This is a genomic window from Devosia sp. YR412 (genome assembly GCF_900110945.1).
Taxonomy (GTDB): Bacteria; Pseudomonadota; Alphaproteobacteria; order Rhizobiales; family Devosiaceae; genus Devosia.
This window is the reverse complement of sequence record NZ_FOFL01000002.1, coordinates 64513-82948: the sequence shown is the minus strand read 5'-3', so window position 1 is coordinate 82948 and position 18436 is coordinate 64513. Positions and strand designations below refer to the sequence as shown.

The 18436-nt window shown below is 61.1% G+C and carries 22 protein-coding genes; 9 read left to right on the top strand and 13 right to left on the bottom strand.

Going from position 1 to position 18436, the window contains the following annotated elements:
* Positions 1-32: 32 nt before the first annotated feature.
* The 3 genes from BM045_RS06730 to BM045_RS06720 all read right to left on the bottom strand — a co-directional run bounded on the left by BM045_RS06730 (position 33) and on the right by BM045_RS06720 (position 2636).
* On the bottom strand, positions 33-692 hold the full coding sequence (locus tag BM045_RS06730; RefSeq protein ID WP_092181271.1) for a Pr6Pr family membrane protein: 660 nt from the start codon (positions 690-692) through the stop codon (positions 33-35).
* Complete coding sequence (purQ, locus tag BM045_RS06725; protein ID WP_092181268.1) at positions 692-1360, bottom strand: phosphoribosylformylglycinamidine synthase subunit PurQ; 669 nt, start codon at positions 1358-1360, stop codon at positions 692-694. Before purQ ends, BM045_RS06730 begins: the two co-directional genes overlap by 1 nt.
* Before the next feature lie 202 nt (positions 1361-1562).
* Entirely contained in the window at positions 1563-2636 is a 1074-nt protein-coding gene (locus tag BM045_RS06720) for an acyltransferase family protein (protein ID WP_092181265.1), read from the bottom strand.
* Between the two features lie 214 nt (positions 2637-2850).
* Between BM045_RS06720 and BM045_RS06715 the strand changes: the two genes are divergently transcribed.
* Genes BM045_RS06715 through BM045_RS06705 form a run of 3 tightly spaced genes read left to right on the top strand, consistent with a single transcriptional unit; the run spans position 2851 to position 5975 of the window.
* Complete coding sequence (locus tag BM045_RS06715; protein ID WP_092181262.1) at positions 2851-3834, top strand: glycosyltransferase family 2 protein; 984 nt, start codon at positions 2851-2853, stop codon at positions 3832-3834.
* Positions 3831-4520, top strand: a complete 690-nt coding sequence (locus BM045_RS06710) for a class I SAM-dependent methyltransferase (protein ID WP_092181259.1) — start codon at positions 3831-3833, stop codon at positions 4518-4520. The genes BM045_RS06715 and BM045_RS06710 overlap by 4 nt, the downstream gene beginning before the upstream one ends.
* Positions 4521-5975 carry a hypothetical protein gene (locus BM045_RS06705; protein ID WP_092181256.1) on the top strand — a complete coding sequence of 485 codons (1455 nt, stop codon included), beginning with the start codon at positions 4521-4523 and terminating at the stop codon, positions 5973-5975.
* A gap of 153 nt (positions 5976-6128) precedes the next feature.
* On the opposite strand, the gene purS is transcribed toward BM045_RS06705, so the two are convergent.
* Both purS and purC read right to left on the bottom strand, forming a co-directional pair.
* Positions 6129-6371 carry a phosphoribosylformylglycinamidine synthase subunit PurS gene (purS, locus tag BM045_RS06700; RefSeq protein ID WP_092181253.1) on the bottom strand — a complete coding sequence of 81 codons (243 nt, stop codon included), beginning with the start codon at positions 6369-6371 and terminating at the stop codon, positions 6129-6131.
* A 155-nt stretch (positions 6372-6526) separates the two neighbouring features.
* Positions 6527-7291 (bottom strand): phosphoribosylaminoimidazolesuccinocarboxamide synthase, encoded by a 765-nt coding sequence (gene purC / locus BM045_RS06695; protein ID WP_092181251.1) that lies wholly within the window; start codon positions 7289-7291, stop codon positions 6527-6529.
* A gap of 222 nt (positions 7292-7513) precedes the next feature.
* Here purC and BM045_RS06690 point away from each other — a divergent pair, with 222 nt between their 5' ends.
* Complete coding sequence (locus tag BM045_RS06690; protein ID WP_092181248.1) at positions 7514-7837, top strand: DUF1476 domain-containing protein; 324 nt, start codon at positions 7514-7516, stop codon at positions 7835-7837.
* A 65-nt stretch (positions 7838-7902) separates the two neighbouring features.
* Here BM045_RS06690 and BM045_RS06685 read toward each other — a convergent pair whose 3' ends face one another.
* The 5 genes from BM045_RS06685 to rpe are packed head-to-tail and all read right to left on the bottom strand — an operon-like array spanning position 7903 to position 11316.
* Positions 7903-8322: a GNAT family N-acetyltransferase gene (locus BM045_RS06685; RefSeq protein ID WP_092181245.1), complete on the bottom strand. Its 420-nt coding sequence runs from the start codon at positions 8320-8322 to the stop codon at positions 7903-7905.
* Positions 8319-8870: an RBBP9/YdeN family alpha/beta hydrolase gene (locus tag BM045_RS06680; RefSeq protein WP_092181242.1), complete on the bottom strand. Its 552-nt coding sequence runs from the start codon at positions 8868-8870 to the stop codon at positions 8319-8321. Before BM045_RS06680 ends, BM045_RS06685 begins: the two co-directional genes overlap by 4 nt.
* On the bottom strand, positions 8867-9280 hold the full coding sequence (locus BM045_RS06675) for a GNAT family N-acetyltransferase (protein ID WP_092181240.1): 414 nt from the start codon (positions 9278-9280) through the stop codon (positions 8867-8869). Before BM045_RS06675 ends, BM045_RS06680 begins: the two co-directional genes overlap by 4 nt.
* A complete protein-coding gene (gene purB / locus BM045_RS06670) occupies positions 9277-10605 on the bottom strand; it encodes an adenylosuccinate lyase (RefSeq protein WP_092181237.1) in 1329 nt (442 codons plus the stop codon). Before purB ends, BM045_RS06675 begins: the two co-directional genes overlap by 4 nt.
* Before the next feature lie 30 nt (positions 10606-10635).
* A complete protein-coding gene (gene rpe / locus BM045_RS06665) occupies positions 10636-11316 on the bottom strand; it encodes a ribulose-phosphate 3-epimerase (protein ID WP_092181234.1) in 681 nt (226 codons plus the stop codon).
* Between the two features lie 203 nt (positions 11317-11519).
* Here rpe and BM045_RS06660 point away from each other — a divergent pair, with 203 nt between their 5' ends.
* The 4 genes from BM045_RS06660 (at position 11520) to BM045_RS06645 (ending at position 15554) form a co-directional block, all read left to right on the top strand.
* Positions 11520-12209 (top strand): helix-turn-helix transcriptional regulator, encoded by a 690-nt coding sequence (locus BM045_RS06660; protein ID WP_139198734.1) that lies wholly within the window; start codon positions 11520-11522, stop codon positions 12207-12209.
* A gap of 96 nt (positions 12210-12305) precedes the next feature.
* Positions 12306-12692, top strand: coding sequence for a response regulator (locus tag BM045_RS06655; RefSeq protein ID WP_092181228.1), 387 nt, complete (start codon positions 12306-12308; stop codon positions 12690-12692).
* 712 nt (positions 12693-13404) lie between these two features.
* Positions 13405-14451, top strand: coding sequence for a hypothetical protein (locus BM045_RS06650; protein ID WP_092181225.1), 1047 nt, complete (start codon positions 13405-13407; stop codon positions 14449-14451).
* Positions 14452-14516: 65 nt separating this feature from the next.
* Positions 14517-15554 (top strand): hypothetical protein, encoded by a 1038-nt coding sequence (locus tag BM045_RS06645; RefSeq protein ID WP_092181222.1) that lies wholly within the window; start codon positions 14517-14519, stop codon positions 15552-15554.
* Positions 15555-15619: 65 nt separating this feature from the next.
* On the opposite strand, the gene BM045_RS06640 is transcribed toward BM045_RS06645, so the two are convergent.
* From BM045_RS06640 to BM045_RS06630, 3 genes are read right to left on the bottom strand one after another with little or no spacing between them, the layout of a single operon-like run.
* The gene (locus BM045_RS06640; RefSeq protein WP_092181219.1) at positions 15620-16492 is read right to left on the bottom strand and encodes a CsgG/HfaB family protein; all 873 of its coding nucleotides are present in this window, start codon (positions 16490-16492) and stop codon (positions 15620-15622) included.
* The gene (locus BM045_RS06635; protein ID WP_139198733.1) at positions 16486-16836 is read right to left on the bottom strand and encodes a hypothetical protein; all 351 of its coding nucleotides are present in this window, start codon (positions 16834-16836) and stop codon (positions 16486-16488) included. Before BM045_RS06635 ends, BM045_RS06640 begins: the two co-directional genes overlap by 7 nt.
* A gap of 36 nt (positions 16837-16872) precedes the next feature.
* Positions 16873-17313 carry a hypothetical protein gene (locus tag BM045_RS06630; protein ID WP_139198732.1) on the bottom strand — a complete coding sequence of 147 codons (441 nt, stop codon included), beginning with the start codon at positions 17311-17313 and terminating at the stop codon, positions 16873-16875.
* A 317-nt stretch (positions 17314-17630) separates the two neighbouring features.
* Here BM045_RS06630 and BM045_RS06625 point away from each other — a divergent pair, with 317 nt between their 5' ends.
* Complete coding sequence (locus tag BM045_RS06625; RefSeq protein WP_092181210.1) at positions 17631-18365, top strand: cytochrome c biogenesis CcdA family protein; 735 nt, start codon at positions 17631-17633, stop codon at positions 18363-18365.
* Positions 18366-18436 lie beyond the last annotated feature (71 nt).

Below are 18436 nucleotides of genomic sequence, written 5' to 3'. Positions count from 1 at the left end.
TTTCCGTAAGGAGGCTCAGAGAAAAGGGCGGTCTAAATGCTGGGGACGAGGCGGCGGCGGCCCAGCGATTTGTCGAGGGCGATCGTGGCGAGGCACAGCACGGCCAGCGCGACCGCCATATAGACGGCGCCGAGCAGCACCTGCGGATAGCCCAGCTTGATCGCATTGAGAAAGGGATAGGGATACTCCTGCACCCACGCACCGCGCGCCAGAATATAGACGAAATAGGCCAGCGTCGGCAGCAGCATGGCGGGCAGGTCTGCCCAGCGCAGCAGCGCATGGCGCAGCGTCAGCAGCCACCACAGCACATAGATGGTGGGGCAGACGTAATGCAGGATCGTGTCGGCGACCAGGGGAATGCCGCTCAGCGGATTGATGAAGCGCAGCACGAAGAACACATAAAGCCCGACCAGCGCGATATTGGCGGCCATGAAGCCGCGCACCATCGGGCGGCGGAACAGTGCCAGCGGCGCCTTCGGCCAGAGCTGGGAAGCATAGATCAACACCAGGACGACATTGGTCAGGATGGTGTAGAAGGCGAAAAAATGCCCGAGAAAGCCGGGAATGTCGCGGCCGGCAGCCATGGCCACCTGGAACGACAGGATAAACTGCAGGATCAGCCCCGCGGCACCCATCAGCAGCCCGAGCCAGGTCAGGAGCTTGCGGGAGCTGACGGGCCGGGGCTGGTGCATCAGGCCGCCTTGCCGAGCAGGCCGGCGAAGAGGGCGCGTCCGTCGTCACCGCCATGGGCGGCTTCGATCAGGTTTTCCGGATGCGGCATCAGGCCGAGCACGTTTTTCTGCTCGTTGAAAATGCCGGCGATGTCATTGATCGAGCCATTGGGATTGGTGCCCTCGGCATAGCGGAAGGCAACGCGGCCATCGCCTTCAAGGCGGGCAATGGTGTCGCTATCGGCAAAGAAATTGCCATCATGATGCGCCACTGGGCAGCGGAACACTTCGCCCTTAGTATAGCCGCGGGTGAAGTCGGTATCGGCGTTGACCACCTCGAGCTTCACCTCTCGGCAGACGAACTTGAGGCTCATGTTGCGCATCAGCGCGCCGGGCAGCAGGCCTGCCTCGATGAGGATCTGGAAGCCATTGCAGACGCCCAGCACCTTGCCGCCGCGGGCAGCGTGGGCGCGGACCTTGTCCATGATCGGCGAGCGCGCGGCGATGGCGCCGCAGCGGAGATAATCGCCATAGGAAAAGCCGCCCGGAATGACGATGAGATCGACATCGGGAATATCGGCATCCTGATGCCAGACGGTGGCTGGGGCGGTGCCGGAAACCTTGGTCAGCGCCGCGATCATGTCGCGGTCGCGATTAAGGCCGGGGAAGACGATGACTGCGGATTTCATCGGCTGGTCCTCGCGATGGGGGGTGCGAGGGTCTTGTGATGAGTCTTGGGTGAAAATGCAAGGGCTTGCCAGCTCTTTCCCTCTCCCCTTGAGGGAGATGGTGCCCGAAGGGCGGGTGAGGGGTTTTCTACACCACCGCAGGCCCCTCATCCGGCGCTGCGCGCCACCTTCTCCCGCAGGGGGGAGAAGGGTAGAGGTGGGATTATTCGGCTGGCGCGGTGGTGGTAGCCTGCGTCGGCCGGGCCGTACCCTTGAGATGCGCCCAGTTCGGCCGCTCGAACAGGAACTTGCCGAAACCGGTCCTCTGGACGATCCAATACAGCACCAGCGGCGAGATGATGGCGACGGCCATGGTGAGCAGGGTGAGCGCTGTGGCGTCATCCACCCCGAGGCGAATGAGCACCGTCCGCGAAATGCCGAGCGGCAAAACGAAGGCGACATAGATCACCAGCGAATGCGCCCCCATCCAGCGCAGCCAGTTCATCCAGCTCAGGCGCGTAAGCAGGGCGGCGATCAGGCAGAGCGCGGCGGTGCCTACCAGAGCCAGCACCAGATGCACACCCGGCATACCAGCATAGCCCATCACGGGGTGGACTGGATGCATCTCGAAGCCGCCAAGGAACACCAGGGCGCCGTTGATGATGGCCCAGACCACGAGGCCGACCAGCGACAGCGCGAGATTGTCGGCCGCCCAGTCCGCCAGCCTGAACAGCTGCGGCGCCAGCACATAGCCAGCATAAAAGAAGACAAAATATTCGGCGAACTGGTCCACGGCATAGCTGCCAGTCTCGATCGTCGCCATCTGCAGGATGGCCGCGACGGCAAACACCGCCCAGACGGGCGCCTTGAGATCATGCAGCAGCTTGGTCGCCGCGCTGACCACGGCCAGCATGTAAATGAACCACAGCACGCCATAGGGCTGGACCGTGGCCCAGGCGATCTGCTCCAGCGCTCCGATTGGGTTCATCGACAGCAGGCCGACCTTGAAGATGATGTGGATCAGCGCCCAGAGCGCGTAGAAATAAAGATAGTGCACCACACGGCGATCGGCATAGGCGCGCCAGGGGCGGTCGATGACCGCGGCCAGGAACAGTCCGGAAATCAGAAAGAATTCCGGCATGCGGAACGGCGTGGCAAAGGCGATGGCCCAATGCAGCGCGCCGACCCCGCCGGTATCCTCGCCAACGCTCGAGGCCGCATACATCATCACGACCAGAAAGATCGACAGGCCCTTGGCCATATCGACCCAGTCGAGGCGTTTGACGGGAACAGACATGTGACGCACTCCGCAAGATTTGGCGCAATCTAGCCGCTGCGGTCTGAGCCACTGGCTAACGCTTGAGTGAAACTGGCCGCAAGATGCTGGAGTGGTAACCGTTTGGATAAGAGGCGGCGTTGCTTTGCCGGGGCCATGACTGGCATCAGGCCGCGAAAATTAAAGTGGAATTAGGCTTTGACAGCGATTGTTGCAGCCAGTTTTGGGGCGCCAAATGGCTGATACCGTCTTCAGTTTCGTCATTCCGGTCTTCAACGAAGAAGCGGTAATCCCGCTGCTGCTGCGACGGATGGAGCGGCTGCTCGCTGCCGTCGGCGAGCCGGCGGAAGTAATCTTTGTCGATGACGGCAGTAGCGACTCCAGCCCCACTTTCTTGGCCAATCTCGCCCGCGGCGACGAGCGCTACTGCTATCTGCGGCTGGCGCGTAATTTCGGCCACCAGATTGCCATTACCGCGGGGCTCGAAGCGGCGCGCGGCAAAGCCGTCATCATCATGGATGCCGACCTGCAGGATCCCCCGGAAACCGTGCTGGCGATGATCGCCGAGTGGCGCAAGGGTTTCGAGGTGGTGCATGCGCAGCGTATCTCCCGCGCTGCCGAGACGCCGCTGAAGCGTGTAACCGCCCATCTGTTCTACCGGCTGATCAACCGTCTCTCGGCTATCGATATTCCGCGCGATGTCGGCGATTTCCGATTGGTGGATCGCGTGGCGGTAGATGCCTTCCTGCAATTGCCGGAAGCCAATCGTTATGTGCGTGGCATGTTTGCCTGGATCGGCTTCCGCCAGACCGTGGTACAATATGAACGCGAGGCGCGGGCGGCGGGCGTCAGCAAATATCCGCTGCGCAAGATGCTAAGTCTTGCCACCAGCGCCATCATCAGTTTTTCCGACGCCCCCTTGAGACTAGCGATCTGGATCGGCGCCGTGGTTTCGGCGGCGTCCCTGGCCTATGGCGGCTACGCCTTGCTGCGGGCGCTGTTCTGGAGCAATGGGCTGGTCGATGGCTGGGCCTCCACCGTCGTGGTGATCTCGCTGCTGTCGGGCGTCAACATGCTGCTCACTGGCGTGGTCGGCCTCTATGTCGGCCGCATTCATGCCGAGGTGAAGGGGCGCCCGCTTTATATCGTCTCGCGCAAGATCGGCTTTGAGGCAGAAGCCGTTGTAGCGCCGCGCGTAACCCGGCGAGCCAGCGCGTGAGCGACGCCCAGTTCGACGCGGTCCAAAGCGGCTATGAGGCCATCGTCGAGCAATCGATCAGCTTCTCGGGCCTCAAGCATGACTTCTTCATGGCCGCCAAGGCTGACCTGCTCCAAAACATTGTCGCCCGGCACTTCGAAACACCTAGGGCGCTCGATCTTTTGGATATTGGTTGCGGGGTAGGGCGGCTACATCCCCATCTGCATGGCAAGTTCGCGAGCATCACCGGCAGCGATGTGTCTGACAAGTCGGTGGAGCGGGCGCGCCGCGATAATCCCTTTGCCAGCTATGACACCAGTGGCCCGGACGGGTTGCCCTATGCCGACGGGCATTTCGATATTGCCCTGACGGTTTGCGTCATGCATCACGTGCCGCCCGCTGAATGGGGCGCGTTTCTCAAGGAAATGCGCCGCGTGGTGCGGCCGGGTGGCCTAGCCGTGGTGATCGAGCACAATCCGTTTCATCCGCTGACCCGGCTGGCCGTTGCCCGCTGCCCGTTCGATGCCGATGCGGTTTTGCTGTCGCAGCGCCGGACGCGGCGCGAAATGTTGGCGGCCGGCTTCTCGTCGGTCGATGTGCAGAACTTCCTCTTCCTACCCACGGCGGCGCCAATCGCAAGACGCCTGGAGCGTTCACTCGCCAAGCTGCCCTTCGGCGCACAATATGCTGCCGTCGGGGTCGTCTAGGTGTCGCTTGCCATCCGCTTTGCCATAGCAGCCACGGTGCTGCTCGCCTTCATCATCCAGATGGTCGGCGGGCTCAACGCCGATGCCTCATGGCTCCTTACCGTCAGCGAGCGCATGCTGGCGGGCCAACAACTCTATGTCGACATCTACGAACTCAATCCGCCGATGTCGGCCATGCTCTATGTGCCAATCGTCGTGCTGGCGCAGGCCGTCGGTTTGGCTGCCGAACCCATCCTGGTTGCCGCCGTTCTGCTATCGGCCCTGCTGTCGGTGGCGTTCAGCACCCGCGTCCTCCGACGCGCACAGCTCCTGTCCAACACCAGCGAGTGGTGGCTGATCAGCATGGTTGCCCTGAGCATCCTACCGGGCAGCAATTTTGCCGAGCGCGAGCATATTGCGGTCATCCTGCTGCTACCGCTCCTCGCCATCAGTGCCTTGCGCAGTACCGGTCGGGCGCCCCAGCCGTTTGAAATCCTAACAGCCGGCCTCGCTGCCGGGCTGGCCATGACCATCAAGCCACATTTCGCGCTGCCGATCCTGCTGGTGGCGAGCTACAGCGCCATCATGGGTCGCAGCTGGCGGGCGATCTTCAACCCCGAGCATGTGCTGTCCGGGCTGATCCTTGTGGCCTATTGGCTTATGGTCTGGATTTGGTTCTCCAGCTTTTTCACTACCATGCTGCCTATTGCCTCGTCTGCCTATCTGGCCGATCGTGCGCCGATCCTGCTCCTGTTGTTCGGGCCGCAGGTGTGGTTGATATTGCTGATACTGGCGGGGCTATTGCTGCTGTATCGGCGCCAGATGCTGGTGCCGCCCAATGGCCAGTATCTCGCGGCAGCGCTGGGGTTTTTCCTGGTCTATCTGATCCAGGGCAAGGGCTTCGTCTATCATCTGCTGCCGGTGCAGCTACTGATCAGCCTGGTCTTCGCGCAAAGCTTTCTCACCAAGAGTGCGCGCGGTCGCGTCGGGATTATTCCGCTAACACTGGCAGTATTCATTATTGCTGCGCCGGGCCTGCAGGCCATCCAGGGCAATAGCCTGCGCAAGGAGGCGTTTGCTCTGCTGGCGCCGCTCGGGCCGGGCCTGACCATTGCCAATATTACGCCGCAGCTTGAGATTGCCACGCCGCTGCATCGCGACCTGCGCGCCACATTGGTCAATTCGGGGCCATGCCTGTGGATCGGGTTGGGCGCTCTACGGCGCGGGATGTCCACCACTGATCCGCTGGTCGTCGAGGAAATGGCGGAACTGGAGACCTATGAGCGCGGTCGTTTACGTGATGACCTGCTGGCCAATCCCCCGGATATCATCCTGGGTAATGCCGATATGTTCGATTGGCTTGGCTGGGCATCTGATGATGCCGCAATCGCCATTCTGCTCGGCAATTACGAATTGCTGGCCGAGATCGGACCGCCTGATATGCCGCTCAAAATCTTGCGGCGCAAACCGAGCTGATACGCTCTAGCCGCTCAGACCGGAACCGACGCATAAGCCGCGAACAGCAGGCCCATGGTGGCGATGAACATGACCGAGAGGGAAATGGTTTTGAGCATGACTATATGGTCCTGCGCCAATAAGGGGCGCGATTTTTGTTATCGCCGATACGCGTTAATTTGTGATTTCGACCGCGTAGTTTTCGATCACAGTATTGGCCAGCAGCTTTTCACACATGCTGTTGAGCTGTGAACGTGCCGCCTCGACGTCGGTTCCGTCCAGTACCAGGTCAAAGACCTTCCCCTGTCGCACAGATGCAACACCGGCAAAGCCGAGGCCGTTGAGCGAGCCTTCGATGGCCTGGCCCTGAGGGTCAAGCACACCAGCCTTAAGGGTAACGGTGACACGCGCTTTCATCGAAGGCCCTTCGTAAATTCTACTCTGGCGGCCATCTGCCGCACTCTCCTGCGCTTCCGGTGCTCACGTACCTGAATGTACGCTCCGCTCCGGTTCTCGAAAATCACGGCATCTGATTCACCAGAGCGAATTTCCGAAGGGCCTTAAAGCCCAGACTACTGAACGAGACGCGGACCGGTGGTCAGCGCATTGTCGGTTTCGACCAGGATGCCGAGGCGCTGGGCGACTTCTCGATAGCTCTCGATCAGACCGCCGAGGTTTTCGCGGAAACGATCCTTGTCCATCTTGTTGCGGGTCTTGATGTCCCACAGCCGGCAATTGTCCGGGCTGATCTCGTCGGCCAGCACGATGCGCATCAGGTCGCCCTCATAGAGGCGGCCGCATTCGATCTTGAAGTCGACGAGCTGGATGCCGACGCCCATGAACAGGCCGGTCAGGAAATCGTTGACGCGGATGGCGAGGCTCATGATGTCGTCGAGCTCGGCGGGTGTGGCCCAGCCAAAGGCGGTGATATGCTCTTCGGAAACCATCGGGTCGCCGAGCGCGTCATCCTTGTAGCAGAACTCGATGATCGAGCGAGGCAGCTGGGTGCCGGGCTCGAGGCCGAGGCGCTTGACCAGCGAGCCGGCCGCATAATTGCGGACGATGATCTCGAGCGGGATGATTTCCACTTCCTTGATCAGCTGTTCGCGCATGTTGATGCGGCGCAGGAAATGCGTCGGAATGCCGAGGCCATTCAGCTTGGTGAAGATGAACTCCGAAATCCGGTTGTTCAGCACGCCCTTGCCGTCGATGACCTCATGGCGCGCGCCATTGCCGGCCGTGGCATCGTCCTTGAAATACTGAACCAGCGTGCCCGGCTCAGGACCCTCGAACAGGATCTTGGCCTTGCCCTCGTAGATTTTGCGACGACGGTTCATAAAGGAATCCGGACCGTTGGAAAGGGGGAGAATTTGGCCGCTTCATGCGCCAGAACCATGCAAAAAGGCAAGCCCTTTCGCGCCGCTGCTGTGGATGGGCGTTGCGTGCTGCGTGCATAAGGTCGCAGCGGGGCGGCAGAAGTTGATTTGAAGGGGCGGACACCCTATGTCGATTGGAACGCCACAGCGGCGATAAAGACACAAGCCAAGCGGGAGAGTTGCATGAGCCAGTTCGAGGATCGTCAGAAGGGCCAGGAAGCCAAATACGCCTTCGACGCCGAAAAGAAGTTCAAGGCGGAAGCCCGCCGCAACAAGCTCCTGGGCATCTGGGCTGCCGAACTGCTCAGCCTGACCGGCGACGACGCCAAGAATTATGCGGCTGAAGTGGTGGCTGCCGATTTCGAGGAAGCCGGCGACGAAGACGTGTTCCGCAAGGTGAGCGGCGATCTCAAGGCCAAGGGCGTTTCGATCGGCGATGACGTGATTCGCCAGAAGATGCTGCAGCTGGCGCAGACCGCCAACGAGCAGATCGCTGCTGAGGGCTGAGCGTTTTCCCCCAATGCGATGATTTCGAGACGCCACGCTCCCAGCGTGGCGTTTTGCTTTTCCGGTCAGGCTTTGGGCTTCAGCCACATCGCCATGCCGATGGATCTTGGCATGACCGGCTCGAAGCCGAATTTGGCATAGAGATGCTGCGCGTCGCCGTCGGCGACCAGGCTGATATAGGCGGTCGCCGGCGCTTCGGCGTGGATCTGGGCGACCAGTGCGGCCATGATCTGCTTGCCGAGGCCCTTGCCTTGATGCGCCGGTTCGACGGCCATGTCGGTGATCTGGAAGGCGGTGCCGCCATCGCCGATGATCCGGCCCATACCGACCGCCTGGCCGTCATGCCGGATGGTCACGGCAAACCAGGTGTTGGGCAGGCCGCGCTCGGCGGCTTGCCGGGTCTTTTCGCTCAGGCCTGAGACTTTGCGCAGGCGCAGGAAGTCATCTACCGAGGGTGTGCCGATGACCAGCTCGTAGCCGTTCATTTCAGCCGCTGCATCAATCGCGTGAACATCAGCAGGCCCTCCGGCCAGGGGCCATGGCCGGAGGCTAGATTGATGTGACCTGCCTCGCCCGCCTGATGGAAGTCCGAGCCCCAGCAAGTGGCAAATTCGACGGCGCGGTCGATGCTGCAGAGCGGGTCGTTGTTGGAGGCGACCAGCAAGGACGGGAAGGGCAGTGGATCGCGCGGAATTGGGCGGAAGCCAAAGGTTTCTTCCGGCGCATCGGGACTGAGCTCGATATCGGGCGGCGCCACGAGGAAGGCGCCGCGGACATTGTCGGGCAGCTTTGCTCCGGCTTGGGCGACGGCGATCACCGCAAGCGAATGGGCGACCAGCACCACCGGGCGGGTGGTCAGGCGACAGGCCTGATCAATCGTATCGACCCAGTCGTCGAGTTCGGGCTCATCCCAATCGGCCTGTTCGACCACTGCCGCCGTCGACATGCGCTCGGCCCAGCGCAATTGCCAGTGACCGGGATCGGAACCACCCAGGCCGGGCAGGATCAGGATGTCGCATTCGGAAATCTTCATGTGCGATGCGTCCTGTCGCGATAGAAGGCCGCGTCGGTCTGGGTGAGGCCAAGCTTCTGGTAGAAGCCGACAGCGCCGGGCAGGGCGAGCAAGTTGATGGCAACGCCGGGGCCGAGAATTTCGGCAGCCTTGTCCATCAGCATCTTGCCGATCCCCTGGCCCTGGCTGGATTCTACCACCGCCATGTCGGCGCAATAGCAGTTCCAGTTCCAGTCGGTGATGCCGCGGAACAGGCCAACCAGGCGCCCTGTTTCGTCGCGGACGGTGATGACCAGGTTGGAATTATCCAGCATGGCCTGCACGCGCTCGGTATTGCCGAGCGGCCGGCCGGCACCAAGCGCCGACTGGCCGACGCAGGCAATGTATTCTTCAGCGGTGAGGCCGGTTTCCTGGGCGCAGATCAGGCTCATTCGAAGACCCGCTTGAAGATCGTGTCGACATGCTTGAGGTGATAGGCGTCATCGAACATGGCGTCGATTTGTTCATCTGCCAGGGTCACTTCCGGGTCGGCCTTGAGATTGGCCGCGAACTGGCCGGCGCGGTCGCCCTGCATGGCCCAGACCTTCATGGCATTGCGCTGCACCGCGGCATAGCTGTCCTCGCGGCTATAGCCGGCCTGGGTCAGGGCCAGCAGCATGCGCTGGCTATTGTGCAACCCGCCGAGCAGGTCGAGGTTCTTGCGCATGTTTTCCGGATAGACCACCAGCTTGTCGATGACGCCGGTCAGGCGGGCCAGGGCGAAGTCGAGGGTGACGGTGGCATCGGGGCCGATCATGCGCTCGACGGACGAGTGCGAGATGTCGCGCTCGTGCCAGAGGGCGACGTTTTCCAGGGCCGGGGTCACCATGCCGCGCACAAGGCGAGCCAAGCCGGTGAGGTTTTCAGTCAGCACCGGGTTGCGCTTGTGTGGCATGGCCGAAGAACCCTTCTGGCCGGGGGAGAAGAATTCCTCGGCTTCCAGAACTTCGGTGCGCTGCAGGTGGCGGATTTCGACGGCAACGCGTTCGATCGAGCTGGCGACCACACCCAACGTGGCGAAGAACATGGCGTGGCGGTCGCGCGGGATGACCTGGGTCGAGACGGGCTCGATGGCCAGCCCGAGCTTTTCGGCTACATATTCTTCGACCTGCGGGTCGATATTGGCGAAGGAGCCGATGGCGCCGGAAATGGCGGCGGTGGCGATTTCGGCGCGGGCATTGACCAGGCGCTGCCGGTTGCGGCTGAACTCGGCATAGGCTTCGGCCAGCTTGACGCCAAAGGTCGTCGGCTCGGCATGGATGCCGTGCGAGCGACCGATGGTGATGGTGTCCTTGTGCTCATAGGCGCGGCGCTTGAGCGCGGCGAGAAGGGCGTCGACATCGGCAATGAGCAGGTCGGCGGCGCGGGCCATCTGCACCGACAGCGTGGTGTCGAGGATGTCCGAAGAGGTCATGCCCTGGTGCACGAAGCGCGCGTCGGGACCGACGATTTCGCTGAGATGGGTCAGGAAGGCGATGACATCATGCTTGGTGGTGCGCTCGATCTCGTCGATCCGCGCGACGTCAAAGCCATAGTCGCCGTGCTCGGCCTTGCGGGCATTCATCACGTCCCAGATGTTCTGGGCGCTTTCCTTGGGCACGATGCCGAGTTCAGCCAGCTTGGTGGTGGCATGGGCCTCGATCTCGAACCAGATGGCGAAGCGGGTCTCGGCCGACCAGATGGAGACCATTTCGGGGCGGGAGTAACGCGGAATCATGGGCTTAGGCTTTCGGGTTCGGAAATTGATTCAGGCAGTACGGCCGGTCGCGGCGGCGCGAATGGCGGCAATGCGGGCGGCATAGGTTTTGGGGTCGTTGCCGGCATAGACCGACGAGCCGGCGACGAAAACATTGGCGCCGGCATCGGCAATGGCCCTGGCATTGTCGGCGGTGACGCCGCCATCGACTTCAAGGTCGATGTCGCGGGCCCCGATCAGCGCCTTGGCCTGACGCAGTTTATTGAGGCTCTCGGGAATGAAGCTCTGGCCGCCAAAGCCCGGATTGACCGACATCACCAGCACCAGGTCGACGTCGTCGATGACATGCTGGATGGCGGAAACAGGCGTCGCCGGATTGAGCGCCACGCCGGCCTTCTTGCCCAGGGCGCGGATGGCCTGCAGCGAGCGGTGCAGATGTGGGCCGGCTTCGGCATGCACGGTGATGATATCGGCGCCAGACTTGGCGATTTCGCCGAGATAGGCGTCAACCGGCGAGATCATCAGGTGCACGTCGAAGGGCTTGTCGGTAACGGCGCGGATCGCCTTCATCACCACGGCGCCGAAACTGATATTGGGCACGAAGTGGCCGTCCATCACGTCGACATGGATATAGTCGGCGCCGCCATCGACAATGGCCGTCACCTCCGCACCGAGCCGGGAGAAATCGGCCGAAAGAATCGAGGGGGCGATGCGGATGGGACGGGCGGTCATGGCCAGGGCACCTCAGCCGAAAAGGATATGAGGCTGCTATAGGGCGGCAAGGGGCAGGGGGCAAGGGCAGGCCCCTGCGCGGCGGGTGCACTTTCAGCCAAACAAATGCGGGCGGAAGGTTTGGTTAACCATATTCTTCCAAGTTGTCGGCGGGGCTTTTGTGATTCTTCAGTAAGTTAGCCCGACTATGTCTGGGGGTTGTCTTGCTCGAACTGGTCCAGAGCTTACTAGAAAGCGCCAGAGGACTGGCTGCCCGGTCCAATGTCGAGCTGGCATTGCAGTCGGTGGCCGGCGAGTACGGTTTCCGCTCGGCGATCATTCTGGAATACGGCCCGACCCTCAAAACGATCGCTTCGGTTGTTGATAGCGATCCCTGCCGCCGGCCCAAGTGGACAGCAACGCTCGATACCCATGTCGTGGTCGGTTGTGTGGCGCTCACCTCGGCCCTGGCCAAGCGGGCGCCGGTGTCGCGGTTCGATGCATCTTATTTTGCCGAAGATCCGCATTGCCTGCAGGCTGCGGAAGAGCTCGATGTGCTGGAAGGCGTGGCGGTGCCGATCCTGCATCATGCCAAGCTGTCCGGCGTGGTCAAATTCGCCGGCGCGCCTTCGGTGTCTGAGGCTGGCCTGGTAACGCTGCATACCGCCGCGCATCTGATGTATTCAGCCTGGCAGAATGCGCGTGACAATGATGCCAAGGGTTTCCGGCTGACGCCGCGCGAAAAGCAGGTCATGCAGTTGACGGCTCAGGGTCACACGACGCCCGAAACCGCCAGCATCCTCGGCATGTCCGAGCGCACCGTCAATCAGCACACCGAAAACGTCGCCGGCAAGCTGGGCACGCGCAATCGGGTGCATACGGTGGCCAGCCTCGTGCGGCTAAACTTGATGTGACGACACTAGTATTATGTGTTACCCCACTGGGTTGAAACAATATCTCGTTCGCCCTGCCTGAATAGACCCCGGATTTTTGGAAACGCGGAGTTCATAATGTCGGTACAGCCGGTGGCCCTTCTTGTCGAAGACGATGCCCTGCTGGTTCTGCAGATCGAGGACGAATTTACCGATGCGGGCTTCGAGATCTACTCGGCCCTGCACGGCACCGCCGCCATCGCCGAGATCGACAGCGATCCGACACAGTTCTTTTGTCTGGTGACCGACATAAGGCTCGGTACGCCGATCGATGGCTGGGCCGTCGCCCGGCACGCGCGCCTTAAGAGCCCCGAGATCATCGTGGTCTATATCACCGGCGACAGCTCTGCCGCCTGGAAGACCGAGGGCGTGCCCGACAGCATCCTGCTCAACAAGCCACTGTGGCCCGGTCAGCTGAGTGCGGTGGTGATCGATTTGGTGAACAAGCGCAACCAGGTCGCCTGACCGGCGGCTATACGGCTGCCACAGCCAGAACATCACCACGTTTCATCTCTGCTTCTCGTCGCTAAGCGCGATTCCTCGCCGTGCGCCGAATCGCGTCTGCCTGTCTGGAAAATTATGGCAAAGAGCTGGCAATTGAGCCGGGCAGCATTGGTCCGTGGCCGGCAATCATCCAGAATTCCCGGATTCTATACATGAATATAGATGGATAATTACTTAGATCAACATCCGGTCTTTATAAGTAATTTCCCTCGAGAATCATACGTATTACTTGCTTGGGAATCCGCTTCACTACGTATTTCTTAACCAAATATTAAATGTGATTAGACGGGCTGCCCCAGTTGTGGCAAAGTCGTGGTCATGAAGAGGCTGCGGAAAACACAAAGGGAGCGCGCAGCATGAACTACATCGACCACCGCTAACCGACCGGGCTAGGCGTCGCCAAATCGAGCGAAGCTGCGCGACAGATCTGTCTGCGCACCGCCTGCCGATCAACAATCAATTTCAGTCCCGCAGTTTCAAGTTGGAGAGCGATCCTCTTCAAGCTGCGGTCGGCTGACCTCTATCAAGTGTATTGGAACAGTGTAGTCGGAGAGATGTCATTTCTCCGAGCGGGGTAGCTCGTCATTGGCCAAGCGCTTGTGTGTAGAAGCTGTTGCTCGTCTCAAAAGAAAGACGAGGACAGTGCGTCAACTTGGAAAATGGAGAAACTGAAATGCATAAATCTGTCTTTATTGGCGCCTTGCTTACGACGACTGTTCTTGGCGCAAGCTCGGCCTACGCTGGCAATCACGGCGGCGGTGGCGGCTACCATCCGCCGATCCCTCCGGTCCCCGGTGTTCCGTGCACCACCAGCTATTGCACCGATGCAGCTGACTTCGACCAGCGGCTTGAGGGCCTGTTCAAGGCCATCAACCTGATCGTCGATGTCGATGATGCAACGGCGATCGTCCAGGAAGCCATCAATGCCGGCAACCTGATCTCGGTTGGCGACGCTGAAGCCGCGGCCATCGACCTGGCCAATGTGCATCAGTATGGCGATGTCTACCAGTTTGCGCTCAACAAGCTGGAAGGCGACGGCTGGGCTTCGGACTTCACCGATGTCACCCAGTCGGCAACCAACGTCCTGAACTCGATCAGTGGCGACGTCGTCACGGCTGTCGAGCAGACGGCTGAAGGTAGCCAGACCGCCAAGAACAAGATCATCGGCACCTATGGCAGCACTTTCGTTGATCTCGAGCAGGCTGCCACCAATGTCGTGAACACCGTTACGGCCGGCACGTCCAAGACCATCGAGCAGGTGGCTCATGCCGACCAGAACGCCAGCAACCTGATCATCGGTGGCTGGGGTGGTTACGACAATATCGGTGCCGACGTGGATTGGGACGCCGAAGACGTGACCTATACCCAGGCTGCGCTCAATGCGGCAAACCTGATCAGCCTCGAAAAGCTGACGGGCGCCATCACCCAGGACGTGTCCTACAATCCGCAGCAGGCGCTCAATACCGCGATCTTCCACGGTTATGACCCCGACGTTTATGACTTCGGCCAGTCCGCGACCAATGTCATCAACAGCGTTACGGTGGGCGAGATCGATCCGACCATCAAGTGCACCTGCTATGATGGCTGGGAAATCCAGCAGGACGCCTATGCGTTCCAGCTGTCGAAGAACCTGCTCTCGACCATGGGCGACGTCACCAACACTGTTCAGTCGGCAACCAATATTGCCAACTCGATCAGCATCCCGACGCCAACGCCCTGATCCCCTCTGGAGGCTGCGCTTCGGCGCAGCCTCTTTTCCCTTTTCGAACCTGTGGAGCGCACAAGATGCGACGGCTTGTTGTTGCCTACATCGCCACTTCGCTGATCGCACCGGCAAGCGGGCAGGATGGTCTGCCCAGCATCTTCCAGCATGCCACCGGTCCGCAGATCGCCGAGAATGCCATCGATATCGGCCGGCTCGAGAGCCTGACCGACGCCTATATGAGCCAGATGCTGAATTTCGCGTCGACCGGCAATCTGTCCCAGATCGGCTCGAATGCCATCAATTCCGTGGTCTATCGGGGCGATCTGCGCAATGTCGTGCAGCGCTTCGATGGTACGCAGTCGGTGGACAATCGGCTGGCCCTTGGATTGGTCGATATTTTCGGCGACATCAGCCAAAGCGGCAAGAACCTGGCCGGCTCGACCGTCTCCAACAGCCTCGAATTCGCCGACCAGTTGCTCGGGGCCGATGGACAACAGCTGGTGCTCAACAGTGCCGAGATCGCCATTCTTTATGGCTCGGTCGGCCAGTCGGGCATCAACATGGCCAACTATGCCGAGGCGACGCTTGCCATCGGCTCGGCCAGCCAGATCATCGAGCTGGGTGCCGTCCAGCATGTCGATAACCGGCTGGAGGTTGCGGCCATGTCGGCCGTTTCGGCAGCGATATCGCAGCGCGGCGAGAATTTCGGCAACATCATGATTTCCGAGACGGTGGATTCCCTGACGCGCAATTTCGCCGGCGACCAGAAGGTGCACAATGTGGTGGTGCTGGGCGAAGGCGAGGCTGGATCGGTGACCCAGCATGGCACCAATATGGCCAATTTCATTATGGCGAGCCGCATCGGCGCGCTGGAGCAGATTTCCGTCGGCACGCAGAGCGTCGTCAACGAGGTGCTGGACGCCCAGGGCAATGCGGTGACCGGTGGCGGCATCACCCAGACCTCGGATAATTCGGTCAATGTCATCATCCTGACCCAGCCGGCCGAGGGCGGCGACGATGCCACGATCCTTGTGGCGCAGACCGCCGATTTTCCGCAATCGGCCAACAGTTCGGGCGGTGGCGCTCAGACCGGCAATGCGCTGGTGGTGGACCGTTAGGTCCAATTGGAGAATGAGCCTATCCCGTTCGCAAGGAGGCAGCCATGCTGCCTCCTTTGCTGTGTCTAGGGCCTGATCGCGGCGGTATTGGCGCTGGCCTCGGCGCGGACCTCCTGGGTCGCGGCGGGCAGGTATTTGTCGCAGGCGCCATTGTGGTTTACCAGCGAGCCCACAATGTCATAGGCCGCTTCGGCCATCAGCCAGCGCACCCCGGCATGCAGGCCCTCCTGCGATTTGTCGCCGATCTTGATGTCGAACATCTCATTGGAGAAGAAGCGGAACACAGAGGCAAACACTTCGGTGCCTACGGCCTGCTTGGCATAGGAGCCGGCCCGCACGATCCGCGTGGTGCGCGTATTGGTGACGCGGATATCGGCCGCAGCGGTCAGGGCAAAGGCGCGGGCGCCGGCACCAATGCCGCCCACCGTTGCCTCGGCCCCGCCCGAATAGGTGTTGAAGTCGAGCTGGGTCAGCGCGCCATCGATGACATAATCCGAGCCGCGAATACTGCCCTTGGTGACGGGACGGAATTCCACGGTCTGGTTGCCGACCGTTGTGGTCGTGCCATCGCCCAGCAATTGCTCCTTGGCGCGGGCAATCTCCCATTCGCTGACCACGGTATTGGTGCGGTTGACCTGTTTCATGCCGGCCTTCTGCAGGGCGGTGATCAGCATGGCGGCCGCGTCGCGCGGCACAAAGCTGCCCTCGTCGGTGTTGAACTTGTTGGTCTGGTCGGAAATCGTATGCACGGCCAGCATGATGCCGGAATTGCGCACTTCGGGGGTCTTGCTGAGGCAGACCAAAGCCTCGTCATGCGGGGTGGAATTGGCGATCGGCACCGGCCCGTGGAACTCGGGCTTGGGCCGGGTCATCGGGGTGAGGGCGGTACAGCCGGTCAGGGCGACGACGGCAAGGCCCATGCCAAGGAGCTTCAGCATCCGAACATGCCTCCGGTCACGTTGAAACTGGCGCCGTTGCAATCGCGGGTTTGGCTCTGGGCGCCGTTATTGGTCTGGGTGATGGAAATCACATTGTTGGAGCCGCTGACATTGACCGAGGTCGTATTGCCGGTCTGTCCAGTCGCGGTGCCGCCGCTGCCACCACCGGTGCCATTGCCGAGCAGGTCGAGCAATTCGAGGCGAGTGCGCTCCACCGTCAGGTTGGCCTGGCGCTGGTTGTCGCTGCGGAACTGATAGGAACGGCTTTCGCCCAGGCCATTGGCCAGTGCCGGCGTACAGGACGCCAGCAACAGCGCGGCGAGCAGGATTGTCTTGTTGGTCACACCGATCTCCTCGGTCAATGGTCAATCAAATGGCGCCTAGAACTCGAGGCAATATTCCGAGCTGCACCATGGGGCATTGCTGATCTCGGGCGGGTCCGGCCAGTCGGCCGGCTTGCTGTTGAGATAAATCGCCGACTGAGCGCCATAGGCGGCATAGGCCGCGTCCAGCTTATCGCGGCAGAGCTGCGCCGCCTGGGCGCCGACAAAAATGTTGAGACTTTTCTGGGTTTCGCCATCGACCAGATCCGGCAGATCCTGATTGAGCGTCTTGAAAAACGCCGGGATCGCTGCGGTGCGCGTGGCCGGACTGGCGGCCACAAAGGGCTCGCAGGTCACGGCGGCGGTGCGCAGCGCCACCATGGACGAAAGGAATGGTGCTGGGTCATAGGCCGGGGCCGCCGGCTCCTGTGCCGCGGCAAAACTTGACAGGCAGAGGAGGGGCGCGGCAATCGCAAACAGCGTCGGTCGGAAAATCACAAGATGGCCCTCGAATCTTGATTCCGAATCTACGCTATAGTCCTGTAAAGAATAGGGTTTTTGAGCAACACTGTTCAATCTCGTCAAATATATGTACTTCTACATTAGGTATTTTACTTCGTAATTTCGACTTTGTGTTTCGGTTATTTGTTGAGGCGGTTTGAAAATTTCCCATCATAGGTGTTTCGACTAATGGTGTTGAACCCTATGTGAACGCGGCCCGCGCATCCGGCTTCACAAACCGGCGATGCGACACCGGGTGCATTGCTTTGCCCGGCGCAGGCGCTAGAACAGCGCCAACAAGGAGCGTCAGCCTCGTGGAATTTTCCTGGCCATTGGTGTTCGGCGCGGGTGTGCTGAGTTTTCTCAGCCCCTGCGTGCTGCCGCTGGTGCCGCCCTATCTCACCTATATGAGCGGGGCGAGCTTCGACCAGCTACGGGCCGATGGCCGGGGCGCGGCGGCGCTGCAGCGCCGCGTGGCGCTGACCTCGCTGTTCTTCATCGCAGGCTTTTCCGTCGTCTTCATCACGCTGGGCGCCACCGCCACGGCCTTTGGCCAAGCTTTCCGCCAGGCGCTGCCGATCCTGACGCCGATTGCCGGCATCATGATCATCGCCATGGGCCTGCATTTCATTGGCGTCTATCGCATTGGCCTGCTCGATCGGCAGATGCGCCACCAGGGCCCCGGCGTTGCCAGTGGGCCATTGGGCGGCTTCTTGCTCGGGCTGGCCTTTGCGATCGGCTGGACGCCCTGCATCGGGCCGGTGCTGGCCGCGGTGCTATCGGTCGCCGCCAGCCGCGATACGGCCTGGGAGGGCGCCGGCCTGCTCGGCATCTATTCGCTGGGGCTGGGCGTGCCGTTTTTTCTGGCCGGTATCGCCATCGGGCCTTTCCTCGCCTTCTTCCAGGGCTTTAAGAAGCACCTCCACACCGTCGAGCGGGTGATGGGCGCGCTGCTGGTGATCACCGGCATATTGTTCCTCACCGGCAATTTCACCCGGCTATCCTACTGGTTCCTCGAGACTTTTCCTGTTCTTGCCAGTTTCGGCTAGTAACTGGCGCTTAACCTTGCGCGGTGTTTCCCGAAAAACCCGATTTTGCGGCGCCGAACTTCAGGCCTGAT

Excerpts from the sequence above, each read along its gene's own strand:
- BM045_RS06690 (WP_092181248.1), top strand. The coding sequence starts at position 7,514 with ATGAGCCAGTTCGAGGATCGTCAGAAGGGCCAGGAAGCCAAATACGCC.
- BM045_RS06650 (WP_092181225.1), top strand. The coding sequence starts at position 13,405 with ATGCATAAATCTGTCTTTATTGGCGCCTTGCTTACGACGACTGTTCTT.
- BM045_RS06720 (WP_092181265.1), bottom strand. The coding sequence starts at position 2,636 with ATGTCTGTTCCCGTCAAACGCCTCGACTGGGTCGATATGGCCAAGGGC.
- rpe (WP_092181234.1), bottom strand. The coding sequence starts at position 11,316 with ATGACCGCCCGTCCCATCCGCATCGCCCCCTCGATTCTTTCGGCCGAT.
- BM045_RS06655 (WP_092181228.1), top strand. The coding sequence starts at position 12,306 with ATGTCGGTACAGCCGGTGGCCCTTCTTGTCGAAGACGATGCCCTGCTG.
- purC (WP_092181251.1), bottom strand. The coding sequence starts at position 7,291 with ATGAACCGTCGTCGCAAAATCTACGAGGGCAAGGCCAAGATCCTGTTC.
- BM045_RS06730 (WP_092181271.1), bottom strand. The coding sequence starts at position 692 with ATGCACCAGCCCCGGCCCGTCAGCTCCCGCAAGCTCCTGACCTGGCTC.
- purQ (WP_092181268.1), bottom strand. The coding sequence starts at position 1,360 with ATGAAATCCGCAGTCATCGTCTTCCCCGGCCTTAATCGCGACCGCGAC.
- BM045_RS06685 (WP_092181245.1), bottom strand. The coding sequence starts at position 8,322 with ATGAACGGCTACGAGCTGGTCATCGGCACACCCTCGGTAGATGACTTC.
- BM045_RS06640 (WP_092181219.1), bottom strand. The coding sequence starts at position 16,492 with ATGCTGAAGCTCCTTGGCATGGGCCTTGCCGTCGTCGCCCTGACCGGC.
- purS (WP_092181253.1), bottom strand. The coding sequence starts at position 6,371 with ATGAAAGCGCGTGTCACCGTTACCCTTAAGGCTGGTGTGCTTGACCCT.
- BM045_RS06645 (WP_092181222.1), top strand. The coding sequence starts at position 14,517 with ATGCGACGGCTTGTTGTTGCCTACATCGCCACTTCGCTGATCGCACCG.
- purB (WP_092181237.1), bottom strand. The coding sequence starts at position 10,605 with ATGATTCCGCGTTACTCCCGCCCCGAAATGGTCTCCATCTGGTCGGCC.
- BM045_RS06675 (WP_092181240.1), bottom strand. The coding sequence starts at position 9,280 with ATGAGCCTGATCTGCGCCCAGGAAACCGGCCTCACCGCTGAAGAATAC.
- BM045_RS06680 (WP_092181242.1), bottom strand. The coding sequence starts at position 8,870 with ATGAAGATTTCCGAATGCGACATCCTGATCCTGCCCGGCCTGGGTGGT.
- BM045_RS06715 (WP_092181262.1), top strand. The coding sequence starts at position 2,851 with ATGGCTGATACCGTCTTCAGTTTCGTCATTCCGGTCTTCAACGAAGAA.